General features: G+C 37.4%; 4 protein-coding genes and 2 rRNA genes (1 of these 6 running past the window's edge). All 6 read left to right on the forward strand.

Annotated elements, in window-relative coordinates; all coding sequences use genetic code 11:
- Positions 1-2,130: ribosomal RNA gene (locus tag TTHE_RS02795) — 23S ribosomal RNA — on the forward strand (it extends 893 nt beyond the left edge of the window).
- A gap of 281 nt (positions 2,131-2,411) precedes the next feature.
- Positions 2,412-2,566 (forward strand): 5S ribosomal RNA (gene rrf / locus TTHE_RS13700).
- A 143-nt stretch (positions 2,567-2,709) separates the two neighbouring features.
- On the forward strand, positions 2,710-4,074 hold the full coding sequence (locus TTHE_RS02800) for an RsmF rRNA methyltransferase first C-terminal domain-containing protein (protein WP_041587522.1): 1,365 nt from the start codon (positions 2,710-2,712) through the stop codon (positions 4,072-4,074).
- A 187-nt stretch (positions 4,075-4,261) separates the two neighbouring features.
- Positions 4,262-12,826 carry a glycoside hydrolase family 94 protein gene (locus tag TTHE_RS02805; protein ID WP_231292708.1) on the forward strand — a complete coding sequence of 2,855 codons (8,565 nt, stop codon included), beginning with the start codon at positions 4,262-4,264 and terminating at the stop codon, positions 12,824-12,826.
- A 128-nt stretch (positions 12,827-12,954) separates the two neighbouring features.
- Positions 12,955-13,335 carry a GntR family transcriptional regulator gene (locus tag TTHE_RS02810; RefSeq protein WP_013297090.1) on the forward strand — a complete coding sequence of 127 codons (381 nt, stop codon included), beginning with the start codon at positions 12,955-12,957 and terminating at the stop codon, positions 13,333-13,335.
- A gap of 13 nt (positions 13,336-13,348) precedes the next feature.
- Entirely contained in the window at positions 13,349-14,452 is a 1,104-nt protein-coding gene (locus TTHE_RS02815) for a DUF1648 domain-containing protein (protein ID WP_013297091.1), read from the forward strand.
- Positions 14,453-14,456: the final 4 nt, after the last annotated feature.

The following is a 14,456-nucleotide window of genomic DNA, read 5'->3' on the forward strand; positions in this document are numbered from 1 at the left end:
TTCTCCCCGAAATAGCTTTAGGGCTAGCCTCAGGGGTGAAAAATATGGAGGTAGAGCACTGAATGGACTAGGGGCCAAAAAGGTTACCGAACCCTATCAAACTCCGAATGCCATATTGAGAACCCTGGGAGTCAGACTACGAGTGATAAGATCCGTGGTCAAAAGGGAAACAGCCCAGACCGACAGCTAAGGTCCCAAAGAGCATGTTAAGTGGAAAAGGAAGTAGGATTTCCAAGACAACCAGGATGTTGGCTTAGAAGCAGCCATACATTCAAAGAGTGCGTAATAGCTCACTGGTCGAGAAATCCCGCGCCGAAAATAAACGGGGCTAAAACATGCCACCGAAGCTACGGATTCATAATGAATGGTAGGGGAGCGTACTGTACAGGGAGAAGGATAAGCGAAAGCGAATCTGGACAGTACAGTAGAGAGAATGCCGGTATAAGTAACGAGAGTAAGGCGAGAAACCTTACCGTCGAAAGCCTAAGGATTCCTGGGGAAGGATAATCCGCCCAGGGTAAGTCGGGACCTAAGCCGAGGCGAAAGCGTAGGCGATGGAGAACCGGTAATAAATCCGGTACCACCGAAATCCGCTAAAAGAGAAGCAAGGACGCAGCGAGATAAGAAAAGCGTGCGGTTGGTAGAGCACGTCCAAGCAGCGACGAAAAGAGCTTTGAGTGAAGTACCAAAGCTCATAAGAGCTGTGAAGGGGAGCCGAAAGGCGAAGTTTCGAAGGGGCTGCCAAGAAAAGTTGCTATCGAGGATAGAGGTGCCCGTACCAGAAACCGACACAGGTAGGCGAGGAGAGAATCCAAAGACGAGCGGGAGAACCCTCATTAAGGAACTCGGCAAAAAGACTCCGTAACTTCGGGAGAAGGAGTGCCGAAAGGCCGCAGAGAAGAGGCCCAAGCGACTGTTTACCAAAAACACAGGTTTCTGCTAAGTCGAAAGACGAAGTATAGGAGCTGACGCCTGCCCGGTGCTGGAAGGTTAAGGGGAAGGTCAGGAGGAAATCCAAAGCTCTGAACTTAAGCCCCAGTAAACGGCGGCCGTAACTATAACGGTCCTAAGGTAGCGAAATTCCTTGTCGGGTAAGTTCCGACCTGCACGAAAGGCGTAACGACTTGGGCGCTGTCTTGATGGGGGACCCGGTGAAATTGTAGTACTCGTGAAGATGCGAGTTACCCGCGACAGGACAGAAAGACCCCATGGAGCTTTACTGCAGCTTGTCACTGAATTTTAGTAATATCTGTACAGGATAGGTGGGAGGCGGAGAAAGATGGGCGCAAGCCTATCTGGAGCCGACGTTGGGATACCACCCTGATATTACCGAAATTCTAACATAGGAGCCGTAAGCCGGCATATGGACACTGACAGGCGGGCAGTTTGACTGGGGCGGTCGCCTCCCAAAGAGTAACGGAGGCGTCCAAAGGTTACCTCAGCGCGGAAGGAAATCGCGCGTAAGAGTGCAAAGGCAGAAGGTAGCCTAACTGCGAGAAAGACAATTCGAGCAGGGACGAAAGTCGGGCTTAGTGATCCGGCGGTAGAGAATGGGATTGCCGTCGCTCAACGGATAAAAGCTACCCTGGGGATAACAGGCTGATCTCCCCCAAGAGTCCACATCGACGGGGAGGTTTGGCACCTCGATGTCGGCTCATCGCATCCTGGGGCTGAAGTAGGTCCCAAGGGTTGGGCTGTTCGCCCATTAAAGCGGTACGCGAGCTGGGTTCAGAACGTCGTGAGACAGTTCGGTCCCTATCCGTCGCGGGCGTAGGAAATTTGAGAGGAACTGCCCTTAGTACGAGAGGACCGGGGTGGACAAACCGATGGTGTACCAGTTGCGAAGCCATTCGCACAGCTGGGTAGCCAAGTTTGGAAGGGATAAACGCTGAAAGCATCTAAGCGTGAAACCCACCTCAAGATAAGATTTCCCATCTGGCACTCAACTATACTTACTGAAGGAAAAAAGCACTATGTACAAATGTTAGGGAATGAAATAAAATAGATTACAGTAGGTAGAGTTGAGTGCCAGAGTAAGACACCTTGGAGAAGACGAGGTAGATAGGCCGGAGGTGTAAGAGTAGAAATACTTTGAGCTGACCGGTACTAATAAGTCGAGGACTTGACCAAAGAAGCATTGTGCAGTATTCAAAGTTCATTAAAAAAAGCATATAGCGAAAAATATTATCACCGTTCACAAATTGTGTTTTCTATATACTAACGGCTCACTACGTTAGTTCGGCTAAAGCCGTCTATGCGTTGTGACGGCTTTTAACGCCTCACTGCACTGCGTTCGCCGAGTATATAACGAAAACGCAATTAATAGTTCACTTGTGATAATATTTTTCGAAAAAAGTATTTATTAGATAAGATTTTTCGAAAGATGTAAAAGGACAAATGAACAAAAGATTTCCGGTGGCAATAGCGGAGGTTAAAAACCCGTTCCCATTCCGAACACGGTCCCAAATCGGGGTCCCCCGAAAAGCCGCAAGACTTTTTGGGGTGATAGTGAAGCCCTCCAGCGCCGATGGTACTGATTACTCGGGAGAGTAGGTCGCTGCCGGTAAAAATTTATAAAAGAGGTAGTCTGTTTTAAATGGACTATCTCTTTTTTGTTTATAATTTTTATAAGCAATAAAATAATAGACACATATATTGTATAAAAGAGTTATAATGATAATTAAAGATTATATATTTTATGGTGATGAAATGATTATGAAAATTAAAGAAGACTTTGTAAATAAGATGAGATTTCTGTTAAAAGATGATTTCGAGAAGTTTATGATGGAATATGAAAAAGAGCCTTATAGGGGACTTAGAGTCAATACGCTAAAGATTTCTGTTGATGAGTTTTTAAGGATTTCTCCATTTAGATTGATATCTGTACCATGGTGTGATACAGGATTTTACTATGATCAAAATGATAAACCAGGAAAGCATTATTACCACGATGCTGGTTTATTTTATATTCAGGAACCGAGCGCTATGGCGGTAGTAGAAGCATTGAATCCTGTGCCAGGGGATATCGTATTAGATTTAAGTGCGGCGCCAGGAGGTAAATCTACACACATAGCTTCAAAGCTCAATGGGGAAGGCTTATTAGTATCAAATGAGATTAATTCCAAGAGAGTAAAAGTTCTTGCAGAAAACATTGAAAGGATTGGTATAAGAAATGCTGTTATTTTAAATGAGTCACCAGAAAAACTTGAAAAGACATTTAAAGATTATTTTGATAAAATACTTGTTGATGCCCCATGTTCTGGCGAAGGAATGTTCAGAAAAGATGAAACGGCAAGAGATGAATGGTCTTTGGAAAATGTGTTAAGCTGTGCCTATCGCCAGAAAAAGATATTGGATAGTGCATCATGCATGTTAAAGCCTGGCGGAATAATGGTATATTCAACGTGTACATTTTCTCCGGAAGAAAATGAAGGTGTAATCGACCATTTTCTAAAAAATCACAGCGACTTTGAATTAATAGAAATTTATAAGCATGAGGGATTTGATAATGGACATTCAGAATGGGTCAATGGGTGCAGTGACTTAAGAAAATGTGTAAGGCTTTGGCCACACTTATTAAAAGGTGAAGGTCATTTTATAGCTAAACTCAGAAAAAATGGCATCTATGATAAGAGCAGCAATAGCAAAGTAAAATTTAAACAAAGAAAGGGCTTTGTTGACAAACTTTTTTACGATTTTATTGACAATTATCTCAATATAGATGTGGAAAAATTGAATTTACAAAAGATAGGTGATCATGTTTATCATATTCCTGAAGAAACGATGGACTTATCTGGAATAAAAGTGTATAGATGTGGATTTGATCTGGGACAGTTAAAAAAAGGAAGGTTTGAGCCATCTCATTGGCTGGCAATGGCTTTAAAAAAAGATGAGACCAAGAGAATTTATAATTTGAGAGCTAATGAAATAGAATCATATATTCATGGTGAAACATTAAATATCGATATCGATGATGGATGGATACTTCTTTTAATTGATGGCTATTCAATTGGTTGGGGAAGAGCAGTTAAAGGAGTATTAAAAAACTATTATCCTAAAGGCTTAAGAAAATAAAATAAATTTTTAAAACAAGGTACATAATAATATTTACCTTGTTTTTATTTTTATGAGAAAAAAATAATAGGAAATTGGGAATAATAATTTTGTCACTATATTTTGGGATAAAGGAGATGTGTTTTTCTTGGAGTTTACTACATTTGTACATATATTAATAGGAGCTTTATTGATATTATTTTTGTTAATGATTTTCAATAGGTATTTAAAAAAGAATAATTATGAAGAAAGGGATTTACATGATGTTTTGCTGAATCATGATGAACTAATGAAACATGCTCAAGATTTAGCGCAGAACCATTATGTAATGAAAGACACTAAGCTAAATTATATGCTTATACCACGTATGAACAAAAGCTATAGCTACATAAAATCTGTTTACAGAAACATTAACATGGCTGGAGAAACACAATCAATATCACAAGATGCTGAATGGCTTTTAGATAATTTCTATATCATTGAAGAACAGGTAAAAGAGATTAGAAAAAGCCTATCGAAAGGTTATTATTCAGGGCTTCCAGGACTTAAAAACAGCATATTAAAAGGTTACCCAAGGGTATATGCTATTGCGTTGGAACTAGTGTCACATACAGACGGAAGAATTGATGAGGATACAATCGTAGATTTCATTAATGCTTACCAGTCGAAGTCGCTTTTGTCAAGTGGTGAACTGTGGGCACTGGGCTTGATGATAAGAATTGCATTGATTGAAAATATTAAGAGAAGCTCAGAAAAAATAGTTATTACACAGAAACAGTGGAATAAAGCCGATGAAGTTGCAAATATCATATTTGCAAATAAGAACATGACGTTTGATGATGTTAAAAAATTAATACACGATAAAGTGCTGACTGTAGGAAGAATACCTACATCCTTTTTTGAGAGATTGCTGCAAAGAATAAGGATGGAAGGTGATGATTCAACAATACTAGTACAATATATAGATAGAATTCTCCAAGAATACGATACGAATATATCCGATATAGTCGAGCTAGACCATCAAATATTAGCTGCAAGACAGGTGGCAATCGGCAATGCTATAACCAGCCTTAAATATGTTTCAACATTAGATTGGGCGCAGATATTCGAAAAGCTTAGCAACGTAGAGCAGATATTGAGGCAGGATCCTGACGGTACATATGAGATGATGGATTTTGAATCGCGGGATTATTACAGACATGAAATTGAAGAGATAGCGAAAAGATACAATACGTCAGAGACATATGTTGCCAGAAAAGCTTTGGAGTGTGCAAAGGAGGTATTAAATGACAACAACAAGCCAGGATACATAAATCATGTAGGATTTTATATAATAGGCAAGGGTAGAAGCATATTAGAAAGCAAAATAGGACATAAGAAAAACAATTTGAAATTAAATCGTATCGTAAAAAAACACATAGCCGTCTTTTATATATCATCTATCATTGCATTGACAATATTGATTGCAGCTGCTTTGTCAGTTCTTTTAATCATGAAAGGTGCAAATGTCGCTTATGCTGCTACTATAGCAGCTATATCTATAATACCTGTAAGCGAGATTGTTGTACAGGCAGTTAATTGGGTGATAATACATGTTAAAAAGCCTACAATAATACCAAAGATAGAACTTAAAAACGGTATACCTGAAGAATCTGCGACTATGGTAATTATACCAACACTGCTAACAAGCGTTAAAAGGGTTAAAGAGTTATTGTCGCAGTTGGAAGTAATATATATATCAAATAAAGAAGATAATCTTTACTTTGCTGTTGTTGGAGACTTTAAAGATACTAAAAAAGAAAAATTAGATGACGATGAGGAGATAATAAACAGTGCTCTTCAAGGCATAAGAGAGCTTAACGAAAAATACTCCAAAGGGAAAGATATATTTTTCTATTTCCATAGAAAGCGAGTATTTTGCGAAATGCAAAATGCGTATATGGGCTGGGAAAGAAAAAGAGGTGCCATAATCGAGTTTAATGAACTTTTAAATGGTTCAAAAGAGACAAGTTTCTACATAAAAAGTGTAAATGTTGAAGATTTGCCAAGTATAAAATACGTCATTACACTTGATGCAGATACAAATTTAATAATGGATACTGCTAAAAAACTTATTGGGACAATGATGCATCCACTTAATAAAGCAGTGATTGACAGAGAAAGAAATATAGTAGTTGAAGGATATGGACTTCTTCAACCGAGGATTGGGGTGGACATTGTCTCTTCCAGTTCGTCTATTTTTTCTACGATATTCGCAGGATATGGCGGTATTGATCCTTATACGACTGCAGTTTCTGATGTTTATCAGGATCTCTTTGGAGAAGGCATTTTTACAGGGAAAGGAATATACGATGTTGCGGTATTTAGAAATATTCTTAAAGATTTGATACCTGATAATTCAGTGCTAAGCCATGATTTGCTTGAAGGTTCTTTTGTGAGAACAGGGCTTGTGACAGATATTTTGTTAATTGATGGTTTTCCGTCAAAGTACAATTCGTATATGATGAGATTACATAGGTGGGTAAGAGGTGACTGGCAGCTTTTACCATGGCTCGCAAAAAGGATTAGAACAAGAAATGGCGATTACATAGAAAATCCTTTGTCGATAATCTCAAAGTGGAAAATAATCGACAATTTGAGAAGAAGCCTTGTAGCGCCATTTACTCTGCTTCTGTTGTTTATTGGTATTTTGTTGCCAATAAACAGCATGTTAACATACTTACTGGCGCTATTAGTCATGTTTGCACCTTTTATCGCTGGTGTGATTGATATATTGGTAGGAAAGATTAGATCAAGGTCAAACAACCGCGACAATTTACTTACAAACAGCATTAAAAATACATTTTATACAGGCGCACTGCAGTTTGCGTTTTTGCCATATCAAAGTTATATGATGATGGATGCGATAATTAGGACTCTATACAGAGTCTATATATCAAAGAAAAATCTTTTAGAATGGATAACAGCGGCAGATATGGAAAGGCGGCTTAAAAATGATTTTTTGAGTTTTTTAAACAAAATGTGGATATCGATATTAGTAGGGTTCATTTTTATTCTATCGAGCGCATATTTTAAACCGGGTATGCTGTATTATTCTGTAATTACAGCATTAATATGGATTGTATCGCCTTTCATTGCATATAAGATAAGCTGTCCTATAGTAGAACACGAATCAACTTTGGAAGAATCAGATATTAAAGAGCTAAGGAGATTAGCGAGAAAAACCTGGAGGTATTTTGAGGATTTTGCAACGGAGCAGGATAATTATTTGCCTCCTGATAATTTCCAACTAGATCCTTATGCAGGAGTAGCAAGGAGGACTTCTCCAACAAATATTGGTTTGTATCTTTCATCTACAATATCAGCTAGAGATTTTGGATATATTACTACTTCTGAGATGGTAGACAGAATCGAAAAGACGGTATCCACCATAGAGAAAATGGAAAAGTGGCATGGACATCTTTACAATTGGTATAAAACAGATAGTCTAGAGCCACTTAAACCATACTATGTCTCTACAGTTGACAGCGGAAATCTTGTTGGATATATGATAGTACTTAAAGAAGGATTAAAAGAGGTCTTAGACAAGCCTTTAACTGAAAATTTACGGGATGGATTGTTAGACTTGATAAACATATTAAATGAAGGCGTAAAAAACAAAAAAATAAAATTTGAGATGCCTAACAGAGATTATACTGTCTGCGATTGGTATCAACACCTTAAGCGGCTAAAAAGTGAATTGGATGGTATAAAATTGGATGACGAGGATGGATGGTACCCAAAAACTGTAGAAACTGTCGATTCATTCATTAAAGAATTGGAAGATTTATTGCCAATTGTCAAGAAAGAAAATGAATACGAAAAATTGTTTGATTTAAATAATGATATTTCATTAAATAGTTTAAAAGTCAGTTATAAAGAAATTATAGATTCACACGCATCTATGGAGGCAGAAGAATTTATAGAGCCATATAAAAAAATTACATCTTTGATAGACAGGGTACACGATTTGATAGGCAGATTAAGCAATCTTGTTGAAAAGACAGAGTTTAGACCTTTATTTGATACAAGAAGGCAGCTTTTTTCTATAGGCTACAATATTGAAGATGAAAAATTGACAAAGTCCTATTATGATTTGTTTGCATCAGAGGCAAGGCAGGCTAGTTTTATAGCTATAGCAAAAAAAGAAATTGATGTGAAACATTGGTTTAGAATGGGAAGGATGGTAACAGTAGAAAATTATTTAAGGGGCTTAGTTTCTTGGTCAGGAACCATGTTTGAATATTTTATGCCTCTTTTGATAATGAAGAACTACAAAAATACGCTTTTAGACCAGACATATAAGTTTGTCATCATGATGCAGAAAAAATATGCCCAAAAGTATGACATACCCTGGGGGATATCTGAATCAGGTTTTTACTCTTTTGATATCAAGCTTAATTATCAGTATAAGGCGTTTGGAGTGCCTTGGATGGGCCTTAAAAGAGGACTATCCCATGACATTGTGATAGCACCGTATGGAACAATGCTGGCTTTGCAGATAGATCCTCAATCTGTTGTGAAAAACATAAAAAAATTAAAAGAACTGGGAATGGAAGGCAAGTATGGTTTTTACGAGGCGATTGATTTTACGCCAGAAAGGATGCCTTATGGGAAAAAATATGCTATAGTTAAAAGCTTTATGTCGCACCACCTGGGTATGAGCATGTTAGCTTTAAATAACTTCATAAATAAAAATGTGATGCAGAAAAGATTTCATTCAGATCCTTATATAAAATCAGTTGAAATATTGCTACAAGAGAGAGTACCAGATGGTACAATGCTGCTTAAAGAAGAAATAGAGGCACAAAGGGAATTTGAAGAGCCAAAGAGGGAAGAAGTAAAGACAGTGAGAGTGATAGAGGAATTAGATAGCTTTCTTCCACAAGTCCATATTCTCTCAAATGGAGATTACTCTGTGCTTTTAACAGATAGAGGTACTGGTTACAGCAAAAAAGAAGGAACAAATATAACAAGGTGGAAAAATAGCCTGGATGAGATTCACGGAACATTTATATTTGTGCAAAACATAAACTCAAATACTACTTGGTCTACAACGTATGCTCCATTTTATGCAAAAGATGAAAAGTACAAAGTAGTATTTAAGCAAGACATGGCCAAGTTCATAAAGAAGGTTGGTAATATTGATACTGAGACAGAGGTGATTGTTTCTCCTGAGGATAATGTGGAGATAAGGCGTGTCACATTGAAAAATCATAGTAGTAATTCAAGGACACTGGAGGTGACAAGCTATTTTGAACCAGTTTTAAGCGATATTAATGCTGATATAGCCCATCCGGCTTTTAATAAGTTGTTTATAAAAACAGAGATTTTGCTTGACAGTGATATGATAGTTGCTAACAGAAGACCTAGAGATTTGGGAAAATCATCTTTGTGGGCTGCTCACGCTGTTTCTGTTGAAGGCGGTGAGACAATAGGTGATACACAGTTTGAGACAGACAGAACAAAGTTTATAGGTAGAGGCAGGACTCTTAGGAATCCCAGGGCTCTTGTAGCAGACAGACCATTATCGAATTCAGACGGTCCTGTCCTTGATCCTGTCATGTCTTTGAGAAAAAGAATAAAATTGGAACCAAATCAGACAGCTAAAGTAATTTTCATTACTGCTGTGGCAGAATCGAAATCTGAGGTTGTAAAACTGGCAAACAAGTATAAAAATGCCGGAGCTACCGAAAGGGCATTTGAAATGTCAGTATCCCGCGGTAAAGTGGAGTTAGACTATCTCAACTTAAAGTCAGACGAGTTAGGTCTTTTTCAGCAGATGCTGCCCCACATAATATATTTAAGTCCTGTTAGGATGAAAAAGGCAGATTACTTATTGAAAAATAGAAAAGGCCAGTCTGGACTGTGGGCGTACGGTATATCTGGCGATATTCCAATAGTGCTTTTAGAAATCAGCAAAAAAGAGGAGATACCAATATTGAAGCAACTGCTGAAGGCTCATGAGTATTGGAGGATGAAAGGATTATATGTAGATTTGGTGATTTTAAATAATGATAAAGGCGGTTACATTGATGCATTAGGCGACAAGATTAAGGATGTAATAAGCGGCAGTTTTGCATACAACATAATAGGAGAATATGGTGGTGTATTTCTGCTTAATAAAAGCAATTTAAAAGATGAAGATTACATTTTATTAAATACTGTTGCAAGGCTTTCGCTTACAGCTGGCATGCCTATTGAAAAGCAACTTGAATATGATGCTGGTGAAAAAGATAGTAAATCCAAATTGCTTGATATAAAAAATGAAGAAAAAAATTACCCTGTTTCGCTGCCAGAAAATATACCACTGTATTACAGCAATGGATATGGTGGGTTTTCTATGGATGGACATAAATACGTGATAGATTTGGATGGTGACAAGGAGACGCCTATGCCGTGGTTAAACGTAATTTCAAACTACAAATTTGGCTTTCAAGTTTCTGAATCAGGCAGTGGCTACACCTGGTCAGAGAACAGTAGAGAATACAAGATTACACCATGGTCAAATGATCCTGTTTTAGATGAAAGCGGGGAAATCTTATATATCAGGGATGATTTAACAGGTGCATTTTGGACGATTACAGCTAAACCCATAAGAGATGGTGGACAGTATATTGCAGAGCATGGATTTGGACATTCATTATTCAAACATGTTTGCTCAGGAATAAGCCATGAAATGTTAGAGTTTGTACCAATGAATGATACCGTGAAAATATCGCTTGTAAAACTTAAAAATATTAGCGGCGAAAAAAGGATGTTAAGTCTATACTATTATGTAAAACCTGTATTGGGTGTCTTTGAAAATTTAACGTCCCCTTATATAGTGACGGAAATGAACAAAGATATGAATGCGCTGCTTATGAGAAACGTATTTAATGAGGATTTTCTTGGCAGAATATCTTTTGTAAGTGCGTCTCATAAAATACAGTCATATACAGGAAATCTGTCGGAATTTCTGGGACCTGATTTTGACACCAAGCGACCCGAATCATTAAAAAGAGAATCTCTATCGAATAATGTTGGAGTTGGGTTTAGTCCATGTGCTGCAGTACAAATTAATGTCGATTTAGAAGAAAATGAGGAAAAAGAGCTGGTGTTTTTGCTGGGAACAGGCATGTCGACAGATGATGTCAATCGCATAATAAATTATTACAAAAATCTGGATAATGTGAAAGAAGCTTTGAGTTATGTGGATACGTTTTGGAACAATTTTGTTGGAACAATACAGGTAAACACGCCTGATAAGTCTATGGACTTACTATTAAACGGATGGCTCCTTTATCAGACCATATCCTGCAGAATATGGGCAAGATCTGCATTTTATCAGTCAGGAGGTGCATATGGTTTTAGAGATCAGCTGCAGGATACTATGAATGTGGTATATGTGGCACCGGAACTTACGAGGGCTCAAATATTAAATGCCTGTGCACATCAATTCAAAGAAGGAGATGTTCTCCACTGGTGGCATCCGGGGACAGATAGAGGCATAAGGACAAAATATTCAGACGATCTTCTCTGGTTGCCATATGCTGTAGCGGATTACGTAAGCGTGACAGGTGACACGGAAATACTAAATGTTAAAATGCCTTTTTTGGACGAAGAACCACTAAAGGATGAAGAAGACGAAAGGTATGGCAAACCAGTAGTATCAGATGAAGTTGCGACAGTTTATGAGCATTGCATAAGAGCCATAGAACATTCATTGAAATTTGGTCAGCATGGAATACCACTGATGGGTTCTGGCGACTGGAATGATGGAATGAACATGGTGGGCAACAAAGGAAAAGGCGAGAGCATATGGCTTGGGTGGTTTATGTATGTTACACTTAAAAAGTTTATACAAGTTTGTATTGAAAATAACGACTACGAGAGGGTTGAAAAATACAAAAAGGTTGCCGATGATATTATCGAATCAATTGAAAAACATGGATGGGACGGAAGCTGGTATAGAAGGGCATACTTTGACAGCGGAATTCCGCTTGGTTCTAGTCAAAACAATGAATGCAAAATAGATTCAATAGCACAATCTTGGGCAGCAATATCTGGTGCAGCCAAATGGGAGAGGGTAAAAGAAGCGCTTGATGCATTGGAAAATTACTTGATCGACTATGACAATGCTATCATAAAGCTTTTGTCCCCACCTTTTGACAAAGGTGATCTAAACCCCGGCTACATTAAAGGATATGTACCTGGTGTTAGAGAAAATGGCGGTCAGTATACACATGCAGCAATATGGGCTATAATGGCATATGCTGTAGTTGGCGATGGGGATAAAGCGTATAGGCTTTATTCCATGATAAATCCAATAAATCATTCCAGGACGCCTATTGAAAACTCCAAGTATAAAGTTGAGCCTTATGTCATGGCTGCCGACGTCTACGCAGTAGAGCCAAATACAGGCAGAGGCGGCTGGACATGGTACACTGGTTCTTCTGGATGGATGTACAGAGTAGCAATTGAACACATATTAGGATTTAAGAAAGAAAAAAATATGCTTATTATAGATCCATGCGTGCCAAAGGATTGGACGAAGTACAAAATAGAATATATATACAAAAATAATACTAAATATATCATCCAGGTAGAAAACCCTGAAAGGATAAACAGAGGTGTACAGGAAGTCAATGTGGATGGAAAGATAGTGGATGGCAATAAAATTGCTCTCAAGGATGACGGACAGATACATCAAGTATCTGTGATGATGGGAACGAAAATATCAGTTAAAGCGTAAACAAAATTAGCAGATGAATAAGCTACATCTGCTAATCTTTTATTTAAAGTGGAGAATGGCATTGACTTTATGTGATATCTGTTATATTATATATATTACAAATATCACATAGGAGGTGAAGTTTAATATTGCTATTAAGAATAGAATTTGAGTCAGATATACCTATATATATGCAAATAAAAAATCAGATAATAGAAGGGATAGCGTTGGGGATGCTTAAAGAAGGTGATGAATTGCCTTCTATACGACAGTTGGCAAGTGATTTTGGAATAAATCTTCATACGGTAAAAAAAGCCTATGACATTTTGAAAGATGAAGGATTTTTAAATGTTCACAGGAGGAAAGGGTACGTTGTAACTAAAAATGCTACTGCCGATGATAATTTTATTGAAAGCTTAAAGAAAGAGATTCACCCTATACTGGCAAATGCATACTGCAGAGGCATGACGCAGGATGAGATATTAAGAATATGTAAAGAAATTTTAGAGCAGTTTAAAAATAAAGTATAGGAGGTTTGCTGAAATGAATACTCTATATTATATTAATCTTCTAATACCATATGTCATATTAATTGTAATAGGATCTATTACACCGTTTATTACGCGAAGAACTATTATATTTGGCGTTTACGTGCCTAAAGAATTCTCATCTGATAGAGAGATACAAAAAATAAAAAGAGCGTATTTAGTTAATTTTCTAGTTACAAGTATAGTTTTTTTAGCATTTATATTGTCCAAAATCAACAATATAAATATTGCAATTGGAGGAATTTTTATTGAAATAATACTGATGCTTATGATGTATATGAGGGCACATTTGCAGGTAGCTGCTTTAAAGTCTGAAAAAGAGTGGAGTAAAGGGAAAAAAGAAATTGCGGTTGTAGACATGGATTTTAGGAAAGAAAAGGTAGTTGTATCGCCTTTATGGTTTTTATTGCCGATAGCAATAATTATTTTAACTGTAGCTGTAGGAGTTTACAGATATCCCAACATGTCATCTAGGATACCTATTCACTTTGATTTACAAGGAATACCGGATTCGTATGCATCAAAAACAATTGCTTCAGTTTTTTCACTCAGTATTGTACAGGTGATTATGACGATTTTGATGTTTGTTTCATATAAAATGATAGAATTAGCAAAACAACAGATAGATCCATCAAATCCAGAAATATCGAAAGAAAAAAATCTTAAGTTTAGAAGAATATGGTCTGGTTTTGTTGTGTTTATTTCTATCTTAATAAATGTCATTTTAATGGGCACAGCATTTATTGTTTATGGAGCAATAAAAGACTGGCAAAGCAAAATAGCTATTTTTTCTATATTGCCGGGGCTAATTATAGCAATTGCTGCAATAGTTGTATCTGTAATGACTGGTCAAGGAGGTGAAAGGATCAAGATAGATAGAGAAAATAATAAGCCGAGTTCGGTCGATAGAGATGATGACAGGTATTGGAAAGGAGGCTTGATTTATTATAATCCGGACGATCCGGCATTATTTGTTGAGAAGAGGTTTGGCGTAGGCTGGACTGTCAATTTTGCAAGGCCGTCTATATGGGTCGGTATAATAGTTTTGATATTGATAATCATGTCAATAAGTATGATAAACGTAAATGTGATGAAATAAAATT

The sequence above is a fragment of the Thermoanaerobacterium thermosaccharolyticum DSM 571 genome (assembly GCF_000145615.1).
Lineage (GTDB): Bacteria > Bacillota > Thermoanaerobacteria > Thermoanaerobacterales > Thermoanaerobacteraceae > Thermoanaerobacterium > Thermoanaerobacterium thermosaccharolyticum.